The following is a 25,145-nucleotide window of genomic DNA, read 5'->3' as shown; positions in this document are numbered from 1 at the left end:
GTCCGAAAGTCGAAGCTGGGGAATATCCATGACTACCGCGACCGCCGCCAACACCGTCGTCCTGCACCATTATCCGACCTCGCCCTACGCCGAGCTGGTCCGGCTCGCGCTCGGGCTGAAGGGCCTCGAATACCGCTCGGTCACGATCCCGGCGATCCTGCCCAAGCCCGATCTGGTGGTGTTGACCGGCGGTTATGCGCGGACCCCGGTGCTGCAGATCGGGGCCGACGTCTACTGCGACACCGCCGCGATCCTCGACGCGCTCGAGGCGTTCCAGCCCGCGCCGAGCCTGTACCCCGCACCGCTCGGCAGCCTGCATCGGATGCTGGCGGGCTGGGCGGGCGGGCCGCAGTTCCTGGCGCACGTCGGCGCCGCGATGGGCCTGCTGCCGCCGGGCGCGCTGCCACAGGCGTTCATCGACGACCGCCGGGCGCGATTCGGGCTCGACATGGCGCAGCTGGCGAAGGCGACGCCGCATCTCGCGGCGCAGGCGCTGGTCGGCGCGACGTGGCTCGATACTGCGCTCGCCGATGGCCGCGCCTTCGTCGGCGGTGAGGCCCCAGGCCATGCCGACCTCAATTTCTACAGCAACCTGTGGTTCGTCCGCGAGCGCGCCGCCGGGTCCGGGACCGCGCGGGCGATCGCCGCGCTGCCGCACCTCGCGGCGTGGTATGAGCGGGTGACGGCGATCGGCCACGGCCATCCGGTCGAAATTAGTGGTGCCGACGCCATCGTTGTCGCCCACGCCGCCGCGCCCGACCGCAGCGAGGGCGTCGAACCGGCGAGCGGCTTCACCGTGGGACAGTCAGTCAAGGTCCGGACCGACGGCTCGGGCGACGCGCCGGTCGCGGGCCGGCTGATCCGGCTCGGCACCAGGGGCATTGCGGTCGCGCTCGATCACGTCGTCGTCAATTTCCCGCCGCTCGGGCAGACGGTGTTGGCGGCCTAGGGCGTCCAGCGCACCGGGAGCGGGGCTGGCCAGCCGCGGGGCCGAACGACCAGCTGTGCCGCCTTGGCGAGGTACTTCGACCAGATCAGCGGCGCACTGCTGGCGATCCCGGCGCGGCGCAGCGAGGCCAGCGCCTCGGCGTTGATGCGGCGACGGCTGCCGAAACCGTCGTTGGTGATGCCGCCGTCCCGCAAGGTCACCAGGGTCTCGGGGATCGGCACGGCGGCGAGTCGCTCGCGGATGAAGAAGCGCAGCATCCACTCGAAGTCGGCGCCGGTGCGGATCGTCGGGTCGAATCCGCCGATCCGGTCGAACGCTGCCGCCCTTGTATAGGAGCCCGGATGCGGCGGCATGTGGCCAAAGCGCAGCATGCACTGCGCGAACGGCGAGGCCGGGTAGGCGCGGCGCAGCTTCGACGGGTCGCGGGCCGCGACGATAGCAACGCTACCCGAAATCGCGGCGGCCCCGGGGTTGGCGGTCGCTGCGGTGGCGATCAACTGCGCCGCGTCGATCCGGCAGAAGAAGTCGTCGGCATTGAGATAGCCGATCAGGTCGCCAGTGGCGCGCGCGACCCACGCTCCCACGACGAAGGCGAGCACAAGCCGAACCAGACGGTCGCCGAGTAGCCAGCTGGTGTTGGCCGCGATCCGGCGCGCCGCAGCGCTGGCTCGCAATCGCGCGGCGAGGCCGATAATACGCCGTGGCTGACCGATCGCCAAACTCATGGGCCAATCAGCGTGGTGGCTTCGAACGCCTTCAACGCATCGGCCAACCCGTCGCGTAGCCCGATACGGGGCCGCCAGCCGAGGGCCATCAACCGTGAGGAATCCATCAGTTTGCGCGGGGTGCCATCTGGACGTGACGTATCAAACACCAGCCGACCTTGAAATCCAGCGACATCGGCGACGGTCTGCGCCAGCTCGGCGATAGTCACGTCCTCCCCGACGCCGACGTTGATGTGGCTGTCCTCGGAGTAGCCGCGCAGCAGGAACACCAGGGCGTCCGCGAGGTCGTCGACGTGCATGAACTCGCGCCGCGGCGTGCCCGTGCCCCACACCGTCATCGTCTCGGCGCCGGTGTCGCGCGCCTCGACCGCCTTGCGCAGCAGCGCGGGAATGACATGGCTCGACTCGAGATACAAAGTCGACTGCGTCCCGGCCGGGGAGCGTCGGGGGAGCGGCCCGCTAGCAAGCCGGGGCGGCGTTTGTCGACACTCGCAGCCGCAGCAGCAGCGGGATCAGCACGACGACGGTCAGTCCGGCGACCATCAGCGCCAGCGTGATACCGACTCCGCCCGACACCGCGGCGCCGATCGCGACGACGCCGCCGATCTGGAACACGCCGTTGATGATATTGTTCGCCGCGATCGCCCGCGACCGTCCGCCGGGTTCTCCCGCGGTCTGCAGCACCGCGTACAGCGGCACCGAAAACACCCCGCCCGCGAACGAAAGTACAGAAAGGTCGGCGAGCAGGCGCCACGCCGCCGGCCGCGCCAGGAACTGCATGAGCGTGCCGGCATCGGCGGCGAACGCGCTCTCGGCGAAGTACAGGTCGATCCCGGCAACCGCCATGACCAGCCCGGCACAGGGTGCCAGCCGTACCGAAACCCGGCCCTTGAGCAGTCGCCCGACCGCCACCGAGCCGAGCGCGACACCGACCGAGAAGGCGGCGAGGAACAGGGTCGCGACGCCCTCGCTGCCGCCGAGCACCGACTTCGCCAGCGGCGCGAACTGGGTCGTGTAGATCGCGCCGATCGCCCAGAACCACGAGATCGCGATGGTCGCGACCGCGATGCTGCGGTTGGCAAAGGCTCCGCCAAGGGCGGTGCGCGACGCGGTCCACGGGTTCCAGTCGATGCGGGGGCGGCTGACGCCGGACACCGCAAGCGGCGGCGCCGGCGGGATAAAGCGCGACGCGGTCGCTCCGGCCAGGGCGACAGCAACCGCCAGCCAGCCCGCATTGCCCGCCGCAAGCAGCCCGCCCGCGATCTGGCCGAGCAGGATCGCGACAAAGGTCGCGCCCTCGACCAGCCCAGTCCCCGCGAGCAGTTCGTCGGAGCGCAGGTGCTGGGGCAGGATCGCGTATTTTACGGGTCCGAAGACCGTCGAGTGGAGCCCCATCAGGAAGATCACGAATAGTCCGAGCGGGACTGACCCGAGCGTCAGGGCAGCAGCACCGAGCGCCATGAAGACGATCTCGGCCAGCTTGACCCAGCGCGCCACTACCGCCTTGTCGCGGGCATCGCAGATTGCTCCGGCGACGCCCGAGAACAACAGGAACGGCAACGTGAATATGCCGCCCGCGACGGTGGCGAGGAGCTGCGCCGCCGTCGGGTCGTCGGCGTGGAGGTGGAAGGCGACAAGGAAGATTAGCGCGGTCTTGAACAGATTGTCGTTGAACGCCCCGGCGAACTGCGTCGCGAACAGCGGTCCGAAGCGACGGGTGGCGAGCAGCGACACGAAGATCAGGCTAGGCGCAAGCGCCGCACTCGCCAAGCCGGGTGCAAAATCCACCGCCGGGAGTTATGATCGAACCAATTCAAGGAGAGCCCCGATGTCGCAACAACTGCTCGACCTCATCAGCCGCTTCGGCGGTGCCGGCGCGATCGACGCGATGGCGGCGAAGGTCGGGCTGTCGCCGGAGCAGGTCCAGTCGGCGATGGCGGCGCTGATGCCCGCGGTTGCGGGCGGGATGACGAAGCAGGCCGATGCGGGGACGCTTGACCAGTATGCCGCCCCGGCCGCCGAATTGGCCAATCCCTCCGCCGTTGCAACGGAAGCCTCGATTGCGCACGGTAACGATCTCGCAGGCAAGATTTTCGGCGGTGCTGCGGGTTCGCAGGCGGTGACCACCCACGCCGCGCAGGCGACCGGGCTCGACGCCGGTATCCTCGCGCAGCTGTTGCCGATGGTGACCACGCTCGCCGCCGGTACGCTGGCCGGCAAGTCGAGCGGGCCGCAGGGCGCGGCTGGCACGCTGATGTCGATGCTCGACGTCAACAAGGACGGCAATCCGCTCGACGACATCATGGGTTTCGCCGGCAAGCTGTTCGGGAAGGCCTGAGGGCCCTATGTTGTCATGGTGACCAAGGCCAAACGCAATCTCGACTGGGGCTTTCCCCGCTGGCGCGACTACGGCGCCGGCGGCAGTGCACCGGCGACGGTGCGGACCTGTGACCGCGACGGCTGCGAGCAGCCCGGCGACCGCCCCGCGCCCAAGGCCCCGAACCGCCCCGAGCGCTGGTATTTCTGCGAGCGCCACGCCGCCGAATACAACAGCGGCTGGAACTACTTCGAAGGACTGAGCGCCGAGGAAGCCGCGGCGCGCGAGGCCGATGCGGACGGCGAGACCCAGTTCAAGCGCGCCTCGCACTGGTCGTGGGCGGGGCCCGGTGACGGGCGCCGCAGCCGGGGCGAGCGCGACGCCCTGACCGCGCTCGAACTCGACGACGAAGCCGACATGGCCGCGGTCAAGGCGGCCTATCGCCGGCTGGCCAAGGCCAACCACCCCGACATCAAGCCGGGCGACGCGGACGCGGCGAAGCGCTTCCAGGCGATCCAGGCGGCGTATGTGGTGCTGAACGCGGCCGAGGATGCGCGGGTGGCGGCGGCGGCCAGCGGTCCCCCGAGCTGAGGACCGAGAGCGCTGCGAGCTGATCGCTCGCTCGCCCGCAACGCGCGTCATCCCGGCGAACGCCGGGACCCATCCCCCAAACTCAGGTGATGGGTCCCGGCGTTCGCCGGAATGACGAAAGTTAGGGTGCTTAAGCCAGCTCGCCCTCGAGCCAGGCCTTGATCGCCGACTTCGGGCGCGCGCCGACGGCGGTCGCGGCGATCTCGCCGTTCTTGAACAGGATCATCGTCGGGATGCCGCGGACACCGTAGCGGGTCGGCGCATCGGGGTTCTCGTCGATGTTGATCTTGACGATGTCGACGCCCGACAGCTCGTCGTTCAGTTCCTCGAGCGCCGGGCCGATCTGGCGGCAGGGGCCGCACCACTCCGCCCAGAAGTCGACGAGGACCGGGCGCTCGGCGCTGATCACGTCGGTGTGGAACGAGGCGTCGGTGACGTGCTTGGTGGCCATGATGGCGCTCCTGTAGGGTATTACCTGTCCGAGATAGGCGCAGGCTGTCGGGTGATCAACGCGGGGCGACCCCAAGCGTTTCTTTGGGTGCCCCAAGTCGCGGTCCCAGTCGCGGGCGATGCGTCTCGAGCAGAGCAGCCGGCAGCTCGATCAGCGTCGCGTCGTGCGTGTAGAGCAGCCCCGCCTCGATGCGCCGGCCCGGGAACACGACCTGCAGCGCGGCGACGTACGCCGCCATCTGCTTGAGATGATAGGGCTCGACCGTATCCGGTCCCGACGGCACCCGCGACCCGGTCTTGAAATCGACCAGCTGAACGCGCCCGGCCTCGACCAGCAGCCGGTCGACGGTGCCCGCGACGACGACACCCTCGATCACCGCCGCGATCGGGGCTTCGGCGAGCGCATCCGGTCCGAACAGCGCGGCAAAGCGCGAGTCGCCGACGATGCCGAGCGCGGTCGCGGCGAGGGCGGCGCGCTCGCCGGCGTCGAATTCCGGCGCATGGGTGCCGAGCCAGCGTTCGGCAACGGCCTCGCGCTCGGCCACCGCGACCTGCGGCAGGCGCTCGAACAGCGCATGGAGCAGGCTGCCCCGGCGCGCGGCGCGCTGCATCGCCGGCGTCGGCGGTGGGCTCGCGATGTCATCGGCGGCAATCGCGGACGGGCTCAGCGGCCGCGGCGGCTGGGCTTCGGCCGGGGCCATCGTCCGCGCCCAGGCCGGCGGTTCGGGCGGTGCGGGCGCGGCATCTGGCTTCGCATCCGGCTGCGCGTCGCCGTCCTCGTGCGAGCGGTAGACCAGCGCGCTCCCCCAGATGTCGACGGGCTCAGCGACTGCGTCGAGGTCCGCGAGCGCCGCTTCGACCGCGCCGTGCCAGCTGTTTTCGGGGACTTCGACGGGCTTGTCGCCGCGTGGCCGGGGCAGCGCGCCGCCGACGAACAGCAGGTCCTCGGCGCGGGTCAGCGCGACGTACAGCAGCCGCCAATGTTCCTCGAGCGCCCGCGCCTCGGCGTAGTCCGCAGCCTCCGCGATTGGCCCGACCCGGCCCGAGGCACCGCCGTGGAAGACCGGCACCGGGCCGTGGCCGAAGTCGATCAGGACGTGGTCGTCGGGCCGCCCCTCGCCGCGCGCTGCGTCCGCCAGGATCACCACCGGCGCCTGCAGCCCCTTGGCGCCGTGGACGGTCATGATCCGCACCGCATCGAGCGGCGCGTCGGGATCGCGCTTGATGTCGGTCGCCTGCCCCTCCATCCACGCGAGAAAGCCCTGCAAGGTCGGTGCGTTGGCGACCTCGAATGCCAGCGCCTGCGCCAGTACTGCCTGCACGGCCTCGCGGGCTTCCTCGCCGAGCCGGGCCAGCAGTTTCGCCCCGCCGCCGAGGTCGCCCGACAGGATTGTCGCCAGGAACTCGTACGGCGCGCTGAAGTCGGCGAGGCCGAGCACCGCCGCCAGCCATTCGTGCGCCGGGCCGCCCGCCGCCTGCACTTGCGCCGACAGGCTGCCCTTGCGGTTGTGCGCGAGTTCGAACAGCGCGTCGTGGTCGAGGCCGATGAACGGCGAGGTCAGCAGGGTCGCGCAGGTCAGGTCGTCGCCCGGCTGGAGGACGAAGCGGATCAGCGCGAGGCAATCCTGCACCGCCAGCGGCTCGGTCAGGCGGAGGCGGTCGGCCCCGGCGACGGGGACCCCGAACTGGTGCAGCGCTGCGACCAGCGGCTGGACGAACTCGCCGCGGTTGCGGACCAGCACGAGGATATCCTCGGGTCGGACGTTGCGGTCTCGTGCCGGCAGGCGGAGCGCGGTCTCGGGCTTGAGCCACGCCGCGATCTGCCGCGCCAACTGGTGCGCCATCTGGATCTGCCCCGACGGCAGCCACGCGCGCTCGTCCTCCTCGGGGTCACCCTCGCCGGTTAGCGGCGGCCACAGGGTAACTGCACCGGGGAGCGCCGTGCGCGCCGGAACGTGGCTCGGCGGGGCCTTCGCCAGCCCGAGCGCTGCGAAACCAAGCTGGCCGACGACCGTGTCGACGACCTCCAGCACCGCCGGCACGGAACGGAAGGATTCGGCGAGGTCGACGTCGCGCCACCCCAGCAGTGCGTCGCCGACCTTCTGGCGGAAGGCCTGTTGCTGCTCGTCGAACAGCTTGGGGTCGGAGCCCTGGAAGCTGAAGATCGCCTGCTTGAAGTCGCCGACGACAAACAGCGTCCGCTGGACGTCGCGCGCGCCCTGGCCGTCGAAGAACTCGTCGGTCAGCGCCCCGACGATGCGCCACTGCGACGGGTTGGTGTCCTGCGCCTCGTCGACGAGCAGATGGTCGATGCGCGCGTCGAGCTTGTAGCGGACCCACTCGCCCATGCCCGGCCGCGCCAGCAGTTCCGCTGCCAGCGCGATCATGTCGTTGTAGTCGATGACCCCGGCGCGGCGCTTGTGGGCGTTGTAGGCGGCGCACAGCCGTGCGCCGACGCGCAGGTGGCGCGCGGCGTTGTCGACTGCATCGAGCATCCGGCGCAGTTCGACGAGCGCGTCGATCGACAGGCACAGCTCGTCCGCCAGCTCGACCATGAAGGCGTCGGCTTTCTTGCCGCCGTGGACCAGCGCCACCATCCGCTCGTCGACGGTCTTCTTGTGGAAGACGTGGCACAGCATGGTCAGCTGGGCGGTCTGCGCCGGCGGTGCGTAACCGAGCCAGCACAACAGATTGTCGCCGCGGACCGCGAAGGTCGACGGCCCGGTGAGCAGGTGTTCGGCCAGTTCCCTGAGGCCCTCGTGGTCGAGCCGGGCGATGGCGGCCGCCAGCACCTCGTCGCGCGTCCCCTCGCCCGGCAGCCCGAAGGCGCGGCGCAGGCGGACCTCGAAGCTGCGGGGGTCGCCCATGTCGGCAATCGGCCCGGTGTAGCCGATCAGCACGGTCGCGAGCTTGTCGAGCGCCCCTTCGCCGCGCGCGATGCTGATCGCGCCGACGTCGTCGAGGAAGCGCGTGTCGTGCTCGGCCGCCGCCGCCTCGATGCTCTCGGTCAGGATGCGCCCCCTGAGGGCCTGCGCGTCGCGGTCCGCCAGCGCCTCGAAACCGGGGGCAATCCCCGCCTCGACCGGGAAGGCGGCGAGCAGCGACTGGGCGTAGGCGTGGAGAGTCTGGACGCGCAGGCCGCCCCGCGAATCGAGCGTGTGCGCGAACAACGTGCGGGCATGCGCCAGCGCTTCGGGGCCGCTGTCGGCACGTATCGCATCGAGATCGGAGCGCAGTTCGTCGTCGCTCGCCCGGACCCAGTGCGCGAGCCGATCGAACACCCGCGCCTGCATTTCCGCCGCGCCCGCCTTGGTGAAGGTCAGGCACAGGATGCGGTCGGGCGCCGCGCCGCCGAGCAGCAGCCGCAGCACGCGGGCGCTCAGCACCTGGGTCTTGCCGGTTCCCGCCGAGGCCGACACCCAGGCATTGTCGGCGGGAGTCGCCGCGTTCGCCTGTTCGGCGCGGAGGTCGTGGAGGGGCTTCATTGTTCCGGCCGGGCCTGCCATTCGGCAACCCGCGCGAGGTGGTCGAAGTCGCTGTAGCGCGCCGCGTGGTCGGGGTGGAGCTTGGCGGTGAAGGGCTTGGTGCCGAGCAGGAAGTCTGTGCAGAGCTGCTCGAACTGCCACAGGGTCGCGGCGACATGGTCGTCGACCGGCGTTTCGTCCTTGCGGTGGAGCAACGGATTGGTCGCCTTGCCGGGGTCCTTGCCGCCGCCGAGCTTCCAGTAGCGCAAGGCCGTCACTGGTGCGCCGGGCACGCCCTCGAACGCGCCCCGCCCGGCCATCCACGCGAGCAGGCCCATCTGCAGCGCGAAGCCACCCTCGACCTGCGCATGGGTCGGCACCGTGCCGGTCTTGTAGTCGATGATCGCGAGGTTGCCGCCGTCGTCACGGTCGACCCGGTCGGCGCGCCCGTCGACGACGATGCCGCTGGCGAGTTCGAGCCGCGCCTTGGCCTCGGCTTGTAGGGACTCCCAGCCGGCACCCTCCCACTCGTTGCTTTCGCCGATCACCCAGTCGAGCGCGCGGCGGACGCGCGGCGCCCACAAGGCGCGCATCAGCGGGTGTGCGGCCCATTTGCCGTCCAGCATGTCCGCCGCAATCGCCTGCAGGTCGCCGCCAGTCTTGGTCCAGCGCTCCAGTACGCCGTGGAGGTCGATGCCGCGCTCGGCGGCGCTCGGGTCCTCGTCGAGCGGCGACAGCGCGCGCAGCCTGAGCATCTGGCCCGCGTAGAAGCTGAACGGATCTGCGCGCAGCCGTTCGGCCCCGGTGACCGAGATGCGGCGCGGGCGCAGGACTGCGAGAGGCGCCGGGGCCGGGCGTGCGGACGGCACTACCTCCGCGGGGCGGTCGAGCGCGCGGGCCCAGGCTAGAAGGTCGTTGTCCTCGCGAAGCGCCGGTCCGGCGAGCGCCGCCAGCCTGAGCCACAAGCGCGACGCGACGGTCGGTGCGCTGTCGTCGCGGCGCGCGCGGGTCAGCAGCACCTCCGGGGCGCCAAGGCCCTCCGCAAAATCATGTGCCGCAAGGCCGACGCTGCGCTGCGGGCCGCCAAGGCCGAGCGTGCTGCGCAGCTTCGGCGGCAGCCAAGGATCGGGCGCGAGCGTGCCCGGCCAGACGCCCTCGTTGAGGCCGCCGAGGATGACGAAGTCGGCGTGCTGGAGACGTGCTTCGAGCGTGCCGTAGATCGCCAGCCGCGGGTGACGATTATAGGCCGGGCGGACCGGCACGTCGCGCAGGAAGGCGGCGAGAAGCGGTGGTGCATCGGCGGGCTCGAACGGTTCGAGATGCTCGCCATGCTCGGTCAGCGCCGCGACGATGTCGGCGAGCGCGCGTCCGGCGGGACCGCGCCATAGCTCGTCGCCCGCCAGCGCGAAGGCGGTGTCGCGGAGCACGCCGACGACGGTTGCGAGGTCGCAGGCCGGGTGGCTGAATGCCCCGGCCAAGGGTTCGAGGAGCGCAGCGGCATCGCTCCACCACGGCAGTTGAGCGGCACGTTTGTCACCGCGCTCGGCGTCGCGCTCGCGAACTCGCGCGGTGATGCCCGCAAGTCCAGGCGCGGGCCGGATGCCGCGCAGGTCGAGGTCAAGCGCGCGGACGCCGTCGAGCCATGCCAGCCGCTCGTCGCCGCGCCGGACCAGTGGGTGTTTCAATACCGCGAGCAGCGCGACCGGCGCGAAATGCTCGACCGCGGCTTCGGCAAGCGCCAGCACCAGCGTGCCGGGCGGCGTCGACTTGAGCGGCTGCCCCGCCGAATCGTCGATCGCGATGCCCCAGCGCGCGAGATGCGTGGCGACCCGGCGCGCCAGGCCGCGGTCGGGGGTGACCAGCGCGCCGGTGCGGCCCTCGGTTTCGAGCACCCGGCGCAGCGCGAGTGCGGCGACCTGTGCCTCCTCGTCCGGGGTGCTGGCGGCGACGGTCCGGACATTCGCAAAGGCTTCCGCTTCGACCCCCTTGCCCCAGCTACCCGTAAACTCTGCGAGGCTCATGGCGCGCGCGACTTCTCGGCTGCGCAGCGCCGGGCCGTCGGCGGCGGTGGTCGCGGGCCAGTCGGCGACCTCGCCGCGCCCGACCGACATGCGGTCGAGTAGGCGCTTCAGGGTGAACTGCGGGTGCGCTTCGTCACCAGCCCCGGCGTCGATGCGGAGGGCGTCCCACTCATCGTCGGGCATGCCGGTGTCGAGGCCAGGGAGGACGACGCGGCCCTGCGGCAGCCGCGCGATCACCCCGAGCAGGCGTGCCAGTGGCGGCGGCGCGACGGTGATGCCCGCGGCGACGATCAGCCCGGCGGGCGGCGCCGTCCGCCACGCCTCGGCGAGCGCATCGAGGGTGGCGTTGTTGCGCGACACCGCGTCGATCGTGCCGGTCGCGGCCAGCACCGCCGGCCAGTGCGTCCGCACCGCCTTGAAGTGGTCGAGCGTCACCTGGAAATGCTCCGACAACCCGTCGAGCTCGAGGTCCTCGAGCGCATTTGCGGGCACTTCCTCGGCGGTCAGCGCATCGAGGGCGCTCGCCAGCGCGTCGGCAAGCCGCAGCGCCTCGACCGCCGTCACCCGGTCACCGCGGGCGATGCTGCCGCGGCGGACCAACTGGGCCAGACGCAACCGCCGCTCGCACGGGTCGAAGGGCCTCGGCAGCCCAAGACCGGTGGCTTCGGTATCGAGAGCACCGTCGTCGAGGTCGCCGATGGGGGTCATGCGCGGCAGCAGCAGGCCGCCATCCGAGCGCCGCACGAAGGCGTCGGTCAGCGAGCGGACGGCGCGGCGATTGGGCAGGAACACGCGCGCCCGGGCGAGTGCCAGCGTGTCGCCCGCGGCGTGGTCGAGGAGCCCCTGCGCTAGCGCATCGACGAACGCGACATGCGGCGCGATGGTGAAGACGCTCGGACGCGTCGTTGGCGATGTCCCGGGGCGCTCAGCTGTCGGCAAGCAGTGCCTCGGTCTCGGTGACGGCTTGCCGGGTGCCGACGTGGAACCACAGGCCCTGGTGGACGATGCCGTAGACGCGGCCGGCCGCGAGCGCGCGGTCCCAGACCCGCCACATCGTGAACGGCTCGACCGGCTCGCCCTCGAACAGGTGCTTCGACAGCAGCTGGACGCCTGAGAAAACGTAGGGCGCGACGCGGTGCTCGCCACGCTTCCGGACCAGGCCTGCGGGGTCCATGTGGAAATCGCCGCGGCCGTCGTAGCCCGTCGCGCGCGCCAGCGGCACCAGCAGCAGCAGCACGTCCATTTCGCTCGCATCCCAGCGCTGGGCGAGCAGGCGCAGCGTGTCGACCGAGCCGTCGATCCACAGATTGTCGCTGTTGACGACGTAGAACGGGTCGCTGTCGATCAGCGGCAGCGCCTTGGTCACGCCGCCACCGGTCTCCAGCAGCAGGCCGCGCTCGTCCGACAGCTGGATGTCTAAGCCGGCGGGCTGCCCGGCGAGGTGCGAGACGATCTGGTCGGCGAAATAATGCGCGTTGACGACGGCGCGCGACACGCCCGCGACGCGGAGATGGTCGAGGGCGCGGTCGAGCAGGGTACGTCCGGCCACCTCGATCAGCGGCTTCGGGCGCGTCGTCGTCAGCGGCCGCATCCGCTTGCCGAGGCCCGCCGCGAGTACCATTGCGGTTGTCGGCACGGTGATCGCGATCTCGGGACGGAGCGCGAGCGGAGCGGCAAAACGCCGGCTCATCGGCTTTCCTCCAGAGCGTTGCCGCGGGCACTTGCGGGCACGTTGGCGTCGAACCAGTTGCGGATGGCAGCCAGTGCCGGGTGTGCGAGGTTGCGCTCGAGGTGGGCCCAAACGCGCGGCATCAGCGGGATGTAACTCGCCTTGCCGTCGCGGTCCCGGAGGCGGGCGAAGACTCCGAGGATCTTGGTGTTGCGCTGCGCCCCGAGGACTTCGTAGCTGGCGCGGAAAGCCTCGGCGTCCGCGACCCGTGCCGCGCCGATGTAGCGGTCCAGCATCGCCGCCTCGACGGCCGGGGTAACGTCGCGGCGGGCGTCCTGAAGCAGCGACACGAGATCGTAGGCGGGGTGGCCGGCGAGCGCGTCCTGGAAATCGAGCAGGCCGAGCCCGCCGCCATTCAACAGCATCAGATTGTCGGCATGATAGTCGCGCAAAGTGAGCACCGCGCGTTCGGGTAGCGCGAGCGGCCAAACGCTGTCCCAGGCTGCGTCATAGCCGGGGGCCTCGCTCAGCGCAGCCGCGGGCAGATACCATTCGACGAACAGCCGCGCCTCGCGGCGCAACTCGGTGACGTCGTAGCGCCGGATGGCGGGGGCCGGATGCCGGTGAAGCTCGGCGAGAATGTCGATCGCCCGGGCATAGATGTCGGTCTCGCGCCCCGGCTCGGCGGCGAGGACCGGCGTGACGCGGTCGTCGCCAAAATCCTCGAGCAGTATCAATCCCGCACCGAGGTCGACGCCGAGCGGAGCGGGGGCCGACAGCCCGAGTTCACGAAGGTGTGCGCCGATGGCGAGGAAGGGCGCCGAGTCCTCGTGTTCGGGGGGCGCGTCCATCAACACGGCGGTGCGGTCGCCGTCGTGGATGCGGAAATAGCGGCGGAACGAGGCGTCGCCCGCCAGTGGCCGGATCTCGGCCCCGGCCCAGCCGTGGCGGGCGAGGAAAGCGGGCGCTGCGGCGGGCGGCGTCATCTCCGTGCGGGGGGTGGCGGCCATCGGCCCTCCCAACCCGGCGGCACCGTCCAAGTCAAGCGCCGCGTCGTTTCCCCGGCCCCGTCGAGGTGCAATCGCAGCGCGTCCGCAGGCAGCCGCGCGTTCAGCCGCTCGGGCCATTCGATCAGCAGCACCGCGTCGGTCTCGAACAATCCGAGCGCGTCCGCTTCGGCCGGATCGTCGAGGCGGTACAGGTCGACGTGCCAGACCTCCGGCGTCGTCGGATAGGGCTGGACCAAGGTGAACGTGGGGGAGGGCACCTCTCCGCTCCAGCCAAGGGCGGCGATTACGGCGCGTGCGAAGCTGGTCTTGCCCGCGCCAAGGTCACCCGACAGCGCGACGATATCGCCGGGGCGGAGCGTGTGGGCGAGGATGGCGGCGACGGCGGCAAGGCCCGTCTCGTCGACAGTCATCCGACGCGGCTGGCGGGGTGGAGCGCTGCGTCGGTCGAGGGGAAGTCCATGCCCGTAAACAGAATCGGCAGCCTGGTGACCTTGGCGACGCCATAGACCATCAGGTCGAGGAGATTGAGGGGGCCGCCCTTGCCGTTGCCGGAGCCATAGTGTTCAGCCGCGATTGATGCGGCGCGCGCATGGTCTTCGAGAAACGGCGCGACGCTCCCGGTAGACAAGATAACAGCAAGGAAGTCGTCGATCAGCGCGACCGGCATGCGATTGCCACGTCGCGCGACCCGCCAGAACTCGACGAGAGCCGGGGCTGGCAGGATGAATTTCTCGGCAGCGAGGGCCTCACCGATCGCAGCGTGCCCGTCCTCACGCTGCAGCATGGCGATGAGTGCGGAGGTATCGACCACCATCGATGGCACGCTCAACGCGGCAAGCCGTCTTCGTCGTATTCCCCGGCGTCGAATTCAGCCAGGGTCGGCAGGCGATACAGCGATGTCTGCGCGGTGATCGCATCGATCCGAGCGATTCGGGCCGCGAGTTCGTCGGTATGCGGGGTCGGCTCCGGCACCAGATCGAGCGCCTGCTCGATCACCTCGGCCTGGCTGCGACCGCCACGGGTAAGGACCGCCAGTCTGGCCGCGGCGCGGTCGGAGCGGATCGTGATCGGTTTCTGTGCCCGGCGGGTCTGCATCGCGCCATTCTAGCCGCCTGTGCTTGCACGCGCAATCCGCGTGCAAGCACAGGCCATCTAGTACCGGTAGTGGTCCGGCTTGAACGGCCCCTCGACCGGCACGCCGATGTAGCCGGCCTGCTGCGGCGTCAGCTTGGTCAGCTTGACGCCGAGCTTGTCGAGGTGGAGCGCGGCGACCTTCTCGTCGAGATGCTTGGGAAGAACGTAGACGTCGTTCTCATACTCCTCGGGCTTGGTGAACAGCTCGATCTGCGCCAGCGTCTGGTTGGTGAAGCTGGCCGACATCACGAAGCTGGGGTGGCCGGTGGCGTTGCCGAGATTGACCAGGCGGCCCTTCGACAGAATGATGATCTGCTTGCCGTCCGGGAACTCGACGAGGTCGACCTGCGGCTTCACTTCGGTCCACTTGTAGTTCGACAGCGCGGCGATCTGGATCTCGCTGTCGAAGTGGCCGATGTTGCAGACGATCGCCATGTTCTTCATGCCCGCCATGTGCTCGGCGGTGATGACGTCGGCGTTGCCGGTTGCGGTGACGAAGATGTCGGCGCGGGTGACCGCCTCCTCCATGGTGACGACCTCGAAGCCCTCCATCGCCGCCTGCAGCGCGCAGATCGGGTCGACTTCGGTGACCAGGACGCGGGCGCCGCCGTTGCGCAGGCTCTGGGCCGAACCCTTGCCGACGTCGCCGAAGCCGGCGACGGTCGCTACCTTGCCGGCGAGCATGACGTCGGTGCCGCGGCGGATGGCGTCGACCAGCGACTCCTTGCAGCCGTACAGGTTGTCGAACTTCGATTTGGTGACGCTGTCGTTGACGTTGATCGCGGGGAACGGCAGCTCGCCCTTCTTGGCGATCGCGTACAGGCGGTGAACGCCGGTGGTGGTCTCCTCCGACACGCCCTTGATGTTCTTGACGGTCTCGGTGAGGTAGCCGGGGCGGCGGGCGATGAACGCCTTCAGCGCGCGCTGCATCTCGACCTCTTCCTCGTTCTCGGGCTCGGGCATCGTCGCGCCGGCCTCGAGCTTGGCGCCCCACAATGCGAACATCGTGGCGTCGCCGCCGTCGTCGAGGATCATGTTGGCGGTGGCATCGCCCCAGTCGAAGATGTTGCCGACATAGTCCCAATAGTCCGCGAGGCTCTCGCCCTTGATCGCGAACACGGGCACGCCGGTGGCCGCGATCGCGGCGGCGGCGTGGTCCTGGGTCGAGTAGATGTTGCACGTCGCCCAGCGCACTTCGGCCCCGAGCGCGGTCAGCGTCTCGATCAGCACGGCGGTCTGGATCGTCATGTGCAGCGAGCCGGTGATGCGCGCGCCGGTCAGCGGCTTGGTCGTGCCGAACTCCTCGCGCAGCGACATCAGGCCGGGCATCTCGGTCTCGGCGATGTCGATCTCGCGGCGGCCGTAGTCGGCGAGGCCGATGTCGGTGACGACATAGTCGATGAAGGCGGTCTGGGGGGCGGTGGCCATGGCGAATCCTAACGGGCGATTATGCCCGCCCGCCTAGACGCACCGCCCTCCGGGAGCAAGTATAAAGATATCTTTATATGATCTGAGGGGCCCTTTGCCGCGCCGGGGCGAGGGTGTCAGCCACCGCCGACGATGTCGACCGGGGCCGGGTTGGCGGCGCCGCCCACGAACTTGTAGACCGCACCGGCGGCCAGCGCGCCGATGATCGGGGCGAGCCAGAACAGCCAGACCTGCTGCAGTGCCCAGCCGCCGACGAAGATCGCCGGCCCGAGGCTGCGCGCCGGGTTGACGCTGGTGTTGGTGACCGGGATCGAGATCAGGTGGATCAGCGTCAGGCACAGGCCGATGGCGATCGGCGCGAAGCCCTTGGGGGCACTGCCGTGTGTCGAGCCGAGAATGACGAACAGGAAACCGAACGTCATCACGACCTCGGTGACCAGGCAGGCCAGCAGCGTGTAGCCGCCCGGCGAATGCTCGCCGTAGCCGTTCGAGGCGAAGCCGCCCGCAAGGTCGAAGCCGGTATGGCCGCTGGCGATGACGTAGAGGATGCCGGCGCCCGCGATGCCGCCAGCGACCTGCGCGACGATGTACGGTGCCAGGTCCTTCGCCGGGAAACGCCCGCCGGCCCATAGGCCGATCGACACCGCAGGGTTGAAGTGGGCGCCGGAGACGTGGCCGACGGCGTAGGCCATGGTCAGCACCGTCAGGCCGAATGCCAGCGAGACGCCCGCGAAGCCGATGCCGAGTGCCGGGAAGGCCGCGGCAAGTACCGCCGAGCCGCAGCCGCCGAGCACCAGCCACAAGGTGCCGATAAACTCCGCGGTCAGTCGCTGCATCATGGTCATGGCGTCGCTCCCCTTCGTTCCGGGGGCATTCTACGCAACGGTATCGAAGTGTAAACCAGCCCCGCAACGACCCTGGGTCAGCGCCGGCCGTCGCCTCAGCGCAGTTTGGCGATCGACAGCCCGTCCGCCTTGGCGCGGTCGCGGGTCGATTCCTCGCTGCGGGTTAGCGCCTTGGCGATTGCCCTGAGCGCCATGCCCTTGCGCGCCAACGTGTGCAGCTTCTGGACCTCGTCGCTGGTCCACGCCTGCCGGTGCCGCTCGAACTTCTCCGCCATCAGACCCCGAGCCTTTCCAGTGCCGCGTCCGCCAGGGCTGCATCGCCCGCCGCGACTACCCGCCCGTCGCTGCCGAGGCAAAGTGCCGCGCCCGCCCAGTCGCGCATGACGCCGCCCGCCCCCTCGACGACCGGGACCAGCGCCGCCCAGTCATAGACCTTCAGCCACGCTTCGACCACGAGGTCGAGGTGGCCGCTCGCGACCAGCCCATAATTATAGCAGTCACCGCCGTAGATGGTGTCGCCGACAGCGGCGCGGAGCTGCTCGAAACGCGCGAAATCGGTGGTATCGAAGGCATGCGGCGAGGTCGTGCCGAGATGCGCGGTGCCCAGCGCCCGGCCAGTGCGGGTCGTCGCAGGCACCCCGTTCAGTGTCGTGCGGGCGCCGACGCCGCCGATCCAGCGGTCCCGCGCGATCGGCTGGTCGATGACGCCGAGCACCGGCACGCCGCGCTCCATCAGCGCGATCAGCGTCCCGAACAGCGGCCGCCCGGCGATGAAGGCGCGGGTCCCGTCGATCGGGTCGAGTACCCAGACGCGCTCGGCGTCGGGGCGGTCCTCGCCGTATTCCTCGCCGATGACGCCGTCGTCGGGGCGATGCTCGGCGATCAGCGAGCGCATCGCGGCCTCGGCGGCGCGGTCGGCGGCGGTGACCGGGGAGGCGTCGGCCTTGGTCTCGACCTGGGTGGCGCTGCGGAAATACGGGCGGATCGCCGCGCCTGCGGTTTCGGCCAGCGCCTCGGCGAATTCGCGGTCGTTCACAGGCCCAACTCCGCCATTATGGCCGCTCGGTCCGCATCGAGCTCGGGTGCGCCCGGGCGGACGGCGGGGTCCGCGTGGCCCGACAGCTTGACCGGATTGCCCGCCGCGAGCAGCGGGCTGCCGTCCGGAAAACTCGTCGAGATCGCCATGTTGCGCGCCACGACCTGCGGGTGCGCCAGCGCCTGCGCGACATCGTGGAGCGGCCCGCACGGTACTCCCGCGGCATCGAGCACTGGCAGCCAGTGCTCGGGCGGAGCGGCGGCAAGCGCGCCCTCGATCAGCGCGGCGACCGCGTCGGCGTGCTCGCTTCGGCTGGCGTTGGTGGCGAAGCGCGGGTCGCCGTCCGGAAGCTTGAGTGCCCTGAGGAGGGCGCGCCACAGCGCATCATTGCCGGCCGCGATGACGATGTGGCCGTTCTTGCAGGCGTAGGCGGCGAACGGCGTGATCGACGGGTGGCGCGCGCCGAGTGGTCCCGGCGCGACGCCGCTGACCGCATAGCGTGCCACGGCGTTCTCGAGGATCGCGATCTGGCCGTCGAGCATCGCCACGTCGACCAGTTGCCCCGTTCCGGTTCGTGCCCGGTCGTGGAGCGCCGCCATGATCCCGACAACGGTGAACAGCCCCGCCGTAATGTCGCCGACCGACGTGCCGACCCGCGTCGGCGGGCCGCCGGGGTGCCCGGTCACCGACATTATGCCGCCCATCGCCTGGACGATCATGTCGTACGCCGCTTTGTGCGCGTCCGGCCCGGTCTGGCCGAACCCGCTGACTGCCGCATAGATCAGCCGCGGGTGGCGGGCGTGGACCGCCTCCCAGCCGTAGCCGAGGCGCGCCATCACGCCCGGGCGATAGTTCTCGACGAGCACGTCGGCGCGGGCGAGCAGCGCCTCGAATACTGTCCGGTCGGCGGGGATCTTGAGGTCGAGCGCGATCGACTGCTTGCCGCGGTTGATGCTGGCGAAATAGGCGGATTGCTCCGCGCCTGACTCCGAGGCCTTGAACGGCCCGATGTGGCGGCTGTCGTCGCCGAGGCCGGGACGCTCGACCTTGATCACGCGGGCGCCGAGATCGCCGAGCACCATCGTCGCATAGGGGCCAGCGAGAACGCGCGACAGGTCGACGATCAGCAGGTCGTCGAGCGGGCCGGGAACGCGTGTCATCGATCGGCTCGATAGCCCGCCAGGCCGGAGCGCGCCAGCATCGGCGACATCGGCGTCGCGTTACTGTCCGGGTTTCTTCTTGATGACGATGACGTTTCCGTCGTTGTCGACGGTCAGGACATCAAGGCCGTCAAGCTGCTGGTCGATGACCAACACCGTGGTCAGCGGGCCGTCGGTGATGTCGACCGGTCGCGGCGTCTGGTAGGCTTCGATCCGCAGCGCCTCCGACGGGTTCGCGCCGGGCTGGCCGGTGCAGTCGCCGCCGCCGACGATGCAGCCGTTGAAACGGAAGACCCCGCCGTTGACGCCGCCCGGCCCGAGCTCGTTGTCCTTGGCGGCGGTCGGCCCGGAGCGCAGGGCATTGGTGCCGTCGACGAAGCTGCCCGACAGGTCGATGGCGCGGGCGTTGCCGACGCTGACGGTTTGCCCGGCGGCACCGATGCCGGTGATGAACATGCCAGCGTACTCACCCGTGCGGCTCGCGGTGTTCTGCGAGACGATCTTGCCGCCCGCGTCGACGTTGAAGCGCGCCGAGACCACGAACAGCCGGTCGTCGGCGGGTCCAGCCGGCACCCCCGGAGCGCCCGCCCCGAGGTCGATCGCACCGGCATCGGTGCTCTGGATGACGCCGCGGAAGTCGGCGGCACCGAAGATGATGTCGTTGACCGCGAACATCGAGAGCGAAGCCAGGCCGACGATCTTGCCGAAGCAGTTGGCGACCAGCTCGGCGCTGCCCAGCCCGCCCGAGACGTAGATCGACGCGGGGCGGAAGCGGCCGTTGACGTTCGAGTCGCCGATTTGGACCGCGCCGCCGTTGGTCGTCGGCAGGACATGGCCGGTGACGTCGACGATGTGGCTGCGATCGGCGAAGAACGCGATCCGCGGCAGGTCGGCGGGGTTGTAGCCGAAGTCCTGGATGGTCAGATTGCCGTCCGCGACCTGACCGTCGTTCGCGGCGGTGGTAACGCCCGCGTAGAAGCTGGCGATGCCGCTGACCTTGAGCCGCGCCATGTCGGCGGCGGCGAGGCGGAAGCCGGTCTCGCCCTGGCCAGCGGTGCCGCCGATGATCATGTTGCCGGGCGTCTCGACCGCCAGCGTCGAGGCGACGAGGCTGTTGCGCACGTCGAGATCGCCGCCGACGATGCGCAGGGCCGCCGCAGTGACATCGCCGAGATCGACCTTGCCGGTCGCGATCAGCACCGCGTCGCCGGTGCCGTGGAAGGTGGCGAACGAAATGCCGCCCGCGGTCGCCTGGGCGAAGGTCGTGCCGCCCACGGTCAGCGTGCCGACGCCGATCGACGAACCGATCAGGGTCGCGTTGCCGCCGGCGATTGCGGTGCCCGCGACGATCGGCTGGTTGGGGTCGAGGACCAGGTTGCGGCCCGCCTGGAAGAGGTCGCCGGTGATGCCGAGCGTCGCCATCACGGTCAGGTCGCGGGTCGCGGTGGCGCTGCCGCCGGTGACGGATGCGCCGGTCAGGAACAGGTCGCGCGCCGCGGTCAGCGTTGCGTAGTCGAGCGTCGTGCCGGCGGTGAGATGGAGGTCGCGCGTCGCGTTCAGCCCGGCGGTCGCAGTGAACGCGCCGCCCGAAGTCACCGAGACATCGCGGCCGCTGAGCTGCAGCGCCTCGTCGACGGTCGCACCCGCGACGGTTACGTCCTGGCCCGCGGTGGCCTGCCCGAGGATGACCGCGCCGGTGCCGATAACGTCGATGTCGGTCGCGGCGGACAGCTGGCTTGCGCCGATCGTGCCGCCGGTCAGGACGATGTTGAAGCCGTCGGCCTCGCTGTCGCTGCCGAGACCGGTCGCGGTGACCTGGCCGAGCGCCAGCGTGACGCCGTCGAGCCGCGCATCGTCGCCGGCGCTGACCGTGGCGAGGGTCAGCGTGCCGGTCCGTGCGGTCGCGGTGACGTCGCCGCCCGCGGTTGCGTTGACCGCAGTGACATTCGCTCCGGCCAGCACGAGGTCACGCCCGGCCCCGACATTGCCGGCGTTTAGGTCGGCGAAGGCGTCGAGGGTGAGGTCGCGGACCGCGGTCAGGTCACCGACGGTGATGCCGCTCGCGGTCGTGGTCAGGCTGAGGTCGCGCCCGGCGTCGATGCCGCCGGTGGCGAGGGTGCCCCCCTCCAGGCGCACGTCCCGCCCGCCGCTGACGGCGCCGAGTTCGAGCGCGCCTCCCGCGGTCGCGATGACGTCGTTGCCGGCGCCGATATCGCCGAGCACGATGTTACCGGTGGCACTGAGCAGCACGTCGTTGGCGACGAACAGCGAGGCATCGCCGAAGACATTGCCCGCGGTCGCGGTCAGCGTCGCGTTCTGGGTCAGCGTGAAGGTGCCGCCGTAGCCGTAGCCGCCCTCGCCGCCGTAGCCGTAGCCCCCGTAGCCGTTCCCGCCGTAACCGCTGTCGGTGTAGCCATCGAGGCTGCCGAGCGAGACGTTCTTGCCGGTCATCAGCAGGTTGCCGCCGACTTGTGCATCGCCGACGGCCGCCAGCCCGAGCGCCGCGAGGACGGTCAGGTCGCGCTTGACCTCGGCGCTGCCGACGTGGGCGTCGCCGCTGGTCGCGGTGACGAGGATGTCGCGCCGCGATGATGCGGACCCGATGTCGATGCTGCCCGCAGTCGCGGTGATGTCGCGCTCGGCATCGAGGTCGACGGCTTCGAGGGTCAGGGCCGTCAGCCCGATGTCCTGCCCGGCCGAGACGAAGCCGCCGAACGAGCCTGCGCCGGCAGCATTGGCGTGGACGTCGCGGCCTGCGAAGATCGAATCGAGCGCTTCGATACCGCCCGTGGTGGCGGTCAGGCCGACATCGCGGCCGGCATCGAGCGGTCCGACCAGCACCGACGCGCCGGTGATCAGGATATCCTGCGCGGCCTGCGCGAAATAATCGCCAACGCTGCCGATCTGCTCGCCCGCGGCACCGGTGCCGACGGTGACGACCCCGGTGCCGACGACCTGGATGTCGGTCGCCGCGACCGCCTGCTCGAGGGTTACGGTGCCGCCGTTCGCGAAGATGTTGGAGCCGTCGCCTTCGCTGTCGCCCCCAGTGCCGGTGGAGCGGACCGTGTCGACGTCGATCGTCAGGCCGGCCAGGTGAACGTCGTCGCCCGCCTCGGCATCGGTGATGACCAGCGCGCCGGTGCGTGCGGTTGCGGTCAGGTCGCGCCCGGCGATGACCGTACCCGCGTTCTCGGCGTCGGCCTGCACGGTGATGGTCGCGGCCGCCAGCGTCAGGTCGCGGACCGCTGCGAGGCTGCCCGCGACGAGGTCGCCGCTGACGTCGATCAGCACGTCGCGGCCTGACGACAGCTCACTGGTCCCGAAGCCCTTGACGGTCAGCGTGCCCGCGGTCGCGGTCAGCTTGAGGTCGCGGCCGGCGTCGAGCGCGCCGTATTCGATATCGGCGGCATGGATGATGATGTCGTTCGCGGCGGTCGCGAAGAAGCCGGTGCCGAGCTCCACCAGCCCGGGGCTGTCGACCAGAATGTCGTTCGCCGAGGCGGCCTGGTAGACGGTGACCGCACCACCGCCGACGACGATGTTGCTGCCGTCGGCCTCCGTATCGGGGCCGGTTCCGGTGGTGTCGATGGTGTCGACGGTGACCGTCGCGCCGTGCAGGCGGACGTCGTCGCCCGCGGTCAGGACGGCGGCCGGCTGCTCGAGATCGAGCTGCGAGACCAAAAGATCGCCACTGACGTTGATCGTCAGGTCGCGCGTCGCGGTCAGCGACTGGTCGTAGGTAAAGCCACCCGCGCTCGCGAGGATGGTGATATCGCGGGTCGGCGTGATCGAGCCGTTGCCGCCATAGCCATAGCAACCATAGCCATAGCCGGGGTTCGAATAGCCGGTGAGGCTGCCGAGCTCGACGGTCTTGCCGCTGAGCAGGAAGTCCTGGCCCACATGGGCGTCCCCCATGTGCGCGAGGCCGTTCGCGGCGACAAGGCTGAGGTCGAGCGCGGTCGCGACGTAGTCGACGTGGGCATCGCCGGAGCGCGCGGTGACGCTGGCGCTGCCGCCGGCCTCGAGGTCGTTTATAACGATCGCGTCGGCGACGGCGCTGATGTCGTGGCCGGCGAACGCTTCGTCGACGGTTGGCGCACCGATGAGGTCGACGACGATATCGTGACCGGCATCGAGGAAGACGTGCTCCGCGCCGCTGATCGTGCCGGTGCCGAGGCCGAGGAAGACGTCGCCGGCGCCGGGTGCGGGCGGCGGTGGCAGCAGGTTGAAGACCGGAGCGAACGCGCTGGTCTCGGCCGCGATGTCGATGACCCGGCCGTTGCCGTCGAAGTCGAAGCTGCGGCCCGGGAACAGCGTGACCAAGCCGCCCTCGCCGAACGAATACTCGTTGGCGTTGTGATCGGGGGCCTCGCTGCCCTCGCCAATGGACACGCCGACCGTCGCCGATGCCAGCGACGCGCTGCCCCCATAAGCGCGGATGATGACGTCGTCGCCGGCGTGCGCGACGCCGACGCTGGCGTTGCCATTGTCGGCGACAACGAGGACGTCGGTCGCGGCGTTGGCGTTGGCGATCGATGCGGACGTCAGGCCGTGGACGACGATCAGCCCGTTGCCGTTTTCATCCAGGGACGTCGTAGCGGTGCCGACGCTGGCGCTCGTGCCCTCGACGCCGATGCCGCCGACCGCGGTCACGGTGCCGACGTTGATCGCAGCCGTCGCGCCGAACGTTGCCAGGCCCTGGCGCGCGACGGCGTCGTGGATGGTCGCGTTGCCGAGCAGGGTGACGCCGACGGCGCCGATCGCGTCGAGGCTGACGACTCCGTTGGTGCCAATGTCGAGGGTGTCGATCGGGTTCTCGAAGGCGAAGCTCGGGCTGCTCTGGCCGCCGCGGAATTCGCCGTCGCGGCCGAGGTAGACGTCGCCGCTATCGCCGGTCGTGGTCAGCCGCAGCCGGTGTCCGTCGCCAGCCGCATCGAGGATGCCGAGCGGATCGCCCGCGAGGTCGCCGCCGGTGCCGGCAAGCTTGACCGAGCCGAACTCGGTATCGCCGTTCCAGGTCGTCCCGAGCACGTCGTCGCCGGCGGTCGCCGAGGCGATCTGGAGCTGGCCGCCCTCGGCTTGATAGTGTCCCCCGTATCCATAGCCATAGCCGCTGCCGGCGGTGCTGCCGACCTCGTCGCCGCCGCGGACCACGATGTCCTCGCCCGCGGTCAGGCTGGTGGCACTGACGTTGAGGCCGCGTAGGCGAATCGAGCCGCCGGCGGTGACGGTCCCCGGCAGGTTGATGTCGCCGGTCGCGGTGACGGTGACGTCGTGCGCGGCGCTGATTGCGCCGGTCGCGCTGATGTCCTGGCGGTTGATGCCGTCGGTGAACAGCGGCGCGGCGGCGCGGTTGGCGATGCCGCCGCCCGCGGTCAGCACGATCGTCCCGCCCTCGAGCCCGGCACTCACGGCGCCGATGTCACCCTGGGCGTCGAGCACGGCACGGACCGCATCGGCGCGGCTGACGCTGGCGATATAGACGTTGCCCGCAGCGGTGGTCCCCGCGAGCTGGAGCGGCAGCGCCGCAGTGCTGCCCGCGGTCAGGCCGGGGACTTCGAAGTCTAGCAGGTCGAGGTCGTTGCTGGCCTCCTGCATGAAGCGCACCGTGTACGCTTGCGCCGCGCCGTACAGCACCGCGGTGTTGCCGACGCTGCCGCTGGCCCCGCCGATGACCGCGCCTTTGCCGGTGGTGACGCTCGGCGCGATGAACGCCAGCGTGCCGCCGTGGCCGGTGATCTGTGCGCCGCCCGCCACCGTGACCGCGCCGGCACCGTCGCCGAAGTCGAAGGCCAGCGTCGTGGGCGTCAGGACCGCGCTATTGGGCCTTACCAAGCCGTTACCATCGAGCAGGTCGGTCGGGATCGAGGTGCTGGCCAGCAGCCCGCCGACATCGACCCGCGCGCCCGCCCCGAAGAATACGCCCGCCGCCGACAGCAGCCAGACGTTGCCGCCGTAGGTCGAGCCGGCGCCGACGAAGCTGTTCAGCGTACCGTCGATCTGGATCGCGCTGCTGGTGCTGTGGACGACCGCGAGGTCGCTGCGGCTGTCGAAGCGGAAATTGACCGTTTCGCCGGTCGCGACCGTGAAGCCGCTGTACTGGAGCACGGTCCGCGGCGCGTTGAGCTTGATCGTCTGGACCGCACCGGCGTTGGTCAGGACCGGCAGGGTGCCGCCGGTGTTGACCGTCGTCGTCGGCGTTGTAATGGGCAGCGCGTTGGCCGGCATCCCCCACAACGCCGCACCGCCCATCGCGGTGCGCAGCACGCTGCTCATTGCAGTGCGGACCAGCAACATGGCGCGAGTCGATCGGTCGGGGCGAGCCATGGGTCGGTCCCTCATCTTA

20 protein-coding genes are annotated in these 25,145 nt (G+C 70.4%); 3 read left to right on the top strand and 17 right to left on the bottom strand.

Annotation, left to right across the window (positions count from 1 at the left end; genetic code table 11):
• Positions 1-28: 28 nt before the first annotated feature.
• Positions 29-949: a glutathione S-transferase family protein gene (locus tag KX816_19860; protein QXQ06376.1), complete on the top strand. Its 921-nt coding sequence runs from the start codon at positions 29-31 to the stop codon at positions 947-949.
• On the opposite strand, the gene KX816_19855 is transcribed toward KX816_19860, so the two are convergent.
• Genes KX816_19855 through KX816_19845 form a run of 3 tightly spaced genes read right to left on the bottom strand, consistent with a single transcriptional unit; the run spans position 946 to position 3,417 of the window.
• Complete coding sequence (locus KX816_19855) at positions 946-1,674, bottom strand: hypothetical protein (protein QXQ06375.1); 729 nt, start codon at positions 1,672-1,674, stop codon at positions 946-948. The genes KX816_19860 and KX816_19855 overlap by 4 nt on opposite strands.
• The gene (locus KX816_19850; GenBank protein QXQ06374.1) at positions 1,671-2,090 is read right to left on the bottom strand and encodes an NAD-dependent epimerase/dehydratase family protein; all 420 of its coding nucleotides are present in this window, start codon (positions 2,088-2,090) and stop codon (positions 1,671-1,673) included. The genes KX816_19855 and KX816_19850 overlap by 4 nt, the downstream gene beginning before the upstream one ends.
• A 43-nt stretch (positions 2,091-2,133) precedes the next feature.
• Positions 2,134-3,417, bottom strand: a complete 1,284-nt coding sequence (locus KX816_19845) for an MFS transporter (GenBank protein ID QXQ08704.1) — start codon at positions 3,415-3,417, stop codon at positions 2,134-2,136.
• A gap of 85 nt (positions 3,418-3,502) precedes the next feature.
• Between KX816_19845 and KX816_19840 the strand changes: the two genes are divergently transcribed.
• Positions 3,503-4,012 (top strand): DUF937 domain-containing protein, encoded by a 510-nt coding sequence (locus KX816_19840; protein QXQ06373.1) that lies wholly within the window; start codon positions 3,503-3,505, stop codon positions 4,010-4,012.
• 15 nt (positions 4,013-4,027) lie between these two features.
• Positions 4,028-4,582: a J domain-containing protein gene (locus KX816_19835; protein ID QXQ06372.1), complete on the top strand. Its 555-nt coding sequence runs from the start codon at positions 4,028-4,030 to the stop codon at positions 4,580-4,582.
• Between the two features lie 130 nt (positions 4,583-4,712).
• Here KX816_19835 and trxA read toward each other — a convergent pair whose 3' ends face one another.
• From trxA to KX816_19765, 14 genes are all read right to left on the bottom strand, one after another.
• Complete coding sequence (gene trxA, locus KX816_19830) at positions 4,713-5,033, bottom strand: thioredoxin (protein QXQ06371.1); 321 nt, start codon at positions 5,031-5,033, stop codon at positions 4,713-4,715.
• A 55-nt stretch (positions 5,034-5,088) separates the two neighbouring features.
• Positions 5,089-8,517 (bottom strand): double-strand break repair helicase AddA, encoded by a 3,429-nt coding sequence (gene addA, locus KX816_19825; protein ID QXQ06370.1) that lies wholly within the window; start codon positions 8,515-8,517, stop codon positions 5,089-5,091.
• Complete coding sequence (addB, locus tag KX816_19820) at positions 8,514-11,456, bottom strand: double-strand break repair protein AddB (protein ID QXQ06369.1); 2,943 nt, start codon at positions 11,454-11,456, stop codon at positions 8,514-8,516. The genes addA and addB overlap by 4 nt, the downstream gene beginning before the upstream one ends.
• A complete protein-coding gene (locus KX816_19815; protein ID QXQ06368.1) occupies positions 11,443-12,207 on the bottom strand; it encodes a nucleotidyltransferase family protein in 765 nt (254 codons plus the stop codon). Before KX816_19815 ends, addB begins: the two co-directional genes overlap by 14 nt.
• Positions 12,204-13,172: a phosphotransferase gene (locus tag KX816_19810; protein QXQ08703.1), complete on the bottom strand. Its 969-nt coding sequence runs from the start codon at positions 13,170-13,172 to the stop codon at positions 12,204-12,206. Before KX816_19810 ends, KX816_19815 begins: the two co-directional genes overlap by 4 nt.
• Positions 13,169-13,606, bottom strand: coding sequence for a tRNA (adenosine(37)-N6)-threonylcarbamoyltransferase complex ATPase subunit type 1 TsaE (gene tsaE / locus KX816_19805; GenBank protein QXQ06367.1), 438 nt, complete (start codon positions 13,604-13,606; stop codon positions 13,169-13,171). Before tsaE ends, KX816_19810 begins: the two co-directional genes overlap by 4 nt.
• The gene (locus tag KX816_19800; GenBank protein ID QXQ06366.1) at positions 13,603-14,010 is read right to left on the bottom strand and encodes a type II toxin-antitoxin system VapC family toxin; all 408 of its coding nucleotides are present in this window, start codon (positions 14,008-14,010) and stop codon (positions 13,603-13,605) included. Before KX816_19800 ends, tsaE begins: the two co-directional genes overlap by 4 nt.
• 11 nt (positions 14,011-14,021) lie before the next feature.
• Positions 14,022-14,291: a hypothetical protein gene (locus tag KX816_19795; GenBank protein ID QXQ06365.1), complete on the bottom strand. Its 270-nt coding sequence runs from the start codon at positions 14,289-14,291 to the stop codon at positions 14,022-14,024.
• Between the two features lie 57 nt (positions 14,292-14,348).
• Positions 14,349-15,758: an adenosylhomocysteinase gene (gene ahcY, locus KX816_19790; protein ID QXQ06364.1), complete on the bottom strand. Its 1,410-nt coding sequence runs from the start codon at positions 15,756-15,758 to the stop codon at positions 14,349-14,351.
• Between the two features lie 116 nt (positions 15,759-15,874).
• The gene (gene aqpZ / locus KX816_19785; protein ID QXQ08702.1) at positions 15,875-16,597 is read right to left on the bottom strand and encodes an aquaporin Z; all 723 of its coding nucleotides are present in this window, start codon (positions 16,595-16,597) and stop codon (positions 15,875-15,877) included.
• A gap of 101 nt (positions 16,598-16,698) precedes the next feature.
• The gene (locus tag KX816_19780) at positions 16,699-16,878 is read right to left on the bottom strand and encodes a hypothetical protein (protein ID QXQ06363.1); all 180 of its coding nucleotides are present in this window, start codon (positions 16,876-16,878) and stop codon (positions 16,699-16,701) included.
• Positions 16,878-17,639 (bottom strand): histidinol-phosphatase, encoded by a 762-nt coding sequence (gene hisN, locus KX816_19775; GenBank protein QXQ06362.1) that lies wholly within the window; start codon positions 17,637-17,639, stop codon positions 16,878-16,880. The genes KX816_19780 and hisN overlap by 1 nt, the downstream gene beginning before the upstream one ends.
• The gene (locus tag KX816_19770) at positions 17,636-18,799 is read right to left on the bottom strand and encodes a CoA transferase (GenBank protein ID QXQ06361.1); all 1,164 of its coding nucleotides are present in this window, start codon (positions 18,797-18,799) and stop codon (positions 17,636-17,638) included. Before KX816_19770 ends, hisN begins: the two co-directional genes overlap by 4 nt.
• 60 nt (positions 18,800-18,859) lie before the next feature.
• Positions 18,860-25,096 carry a filamentous hemagglutinin N-terminal domain-containing protein gene (locus KX816_19765; GenBank protein QXQ06360.1) on the bottom strand — a complete coding sequence of 2,079 codons (6,237 nt, stop codon included), beginning with the start codon at positions 25,094-25,096 and terminating at the stop codon, positions 18,860-18,862.
• Positions 25,097-25,145: the final 49 nt, after the last annotated feature.

The sequence above is a fragment of the Sphingosinicellaceae bacterium genome, assembly GCA_019285715.1.
GTDB lineage: Bacteria > Pseudomonadota > Alphaproteobacteria > Sphingomonadales > Sphingomonadaceae > Glacieibacterium.
This window is presented reverse-complemented; position numbering and strand designations above follow the sequence as displayed.

Excerpts from the sequence above, each read along its gene's own strand:
- KX816_19860 (QXQ06376.1), top strand. The coding sequence starts at position 29 with ATGACTACCGCGACCGCCGCCAACACCGTCGTCCTGCACCATTATCCG.
- KX816_19855 (QXQ06375.1), bottom strand. The coding sequence starts at position 1,674 with ATGAGTTTGGCGATCGGTCAGCCACGGCGTATTATCGGCCTCGCCGCG.
- KX816_19840 (QXQ06373.1), top strand. The coding sequence starts at position 3,503 with ATGTCGCAACAACTGCTCGACCTCATCAGCCGCTTCGGCGGTGCCGGC.
- KX816_19835 (QXQ06372.1), top strand. The coding sequence starts at position 4,028 with ATGGTGACCAAGGCCAAACGCAATCTCGACTGGGGCTTTCCCCGCTGG.
- trxA (QXQ06371.1), bottom strand. The coding sequence starts at position 5,033 with ATGGCCACCAAGCACGTCACCGACGCCTCGTTCCACACCGACGTGATC.
- addA (QXQ06370.1), bottom strand. The coding sequence starts at position 8,517 with ATGAAGCCCCTCCACGACCTCCGCGCCGAACAGGCGAACGCGGCGACT.
- KX816_19815 (QXQ06368.1), bottom strand. The coding sequence starts at position 12,207 with ATGAGCCGGCGTTTTGCCGCTCCGCTCGCGCTCCGTCCCGAGATCGCG.
- KX816_19810 (QXQ08703.1), bottom strand. The coding sequence starts at position 13,172 with ATGACGCCGCCCGCCGCAGCGCCCGCTTTCCTCGCCCGCCACGGCTGG.
- tsaE (QXQ06367.1), bottom strand. The coding sequence starts at position 13,606 with ATGACTGTCGACGAGACGGGCCTTGCCGCCGTCGCCGCCATCCTCGCC.
- KX816_19800 (QXQ06366.1), bottom strand. The coding sequence starts at position 14,010 with ATGGTGGTCGATACCTCCGCACTCATCGCCATGCTGCAGCGTGAGGAC.
- KX816_19795 (QXQ06365.1), bottom strand. The coding sequence starts at position 14,291 with ATGCAGACCCGCCGGGCACAGAAACCGATCACGATCCGCTCCGACCGC.
- ahcY (QXQ06364.1), bottom strand. The coding sequence starts at position 15,758 with ATGGCCACCGCCCCCCAGACCGCCTTCATCGACTATGTCGTCACCGAC.
- aqpZ (QXQ08702.1), bottom strand. The coding sequence starts at position 16,597 with ATGATGCAGCGACTGACCGCGGAGTTTATCGGCACCTTGTGGCTGGTG.
- KX816_19780 (QXQ06363.1), bottom strand. The coding sequence starts at position 16,878 with ATGGCGGAGAAGTTCGAGCGGCACCGGCAGGCGTGGACCAGCGACGAG.
- KX816_19770 (QXQ06361.1), bottom strand. The coding sequence starts at position 18,799 with ATGACACGCGTTCCCGGCCCGCTCGACGACCTGCTGATCGTCGACCTG.
- KX816_19765 (QXQ06360.1), bottom strand. The coding sequence starts at position 25,096 with ATGTTGCTGGTCCGCACTGCAATGAGCAGCGTGCTGCGCACCGCGATG.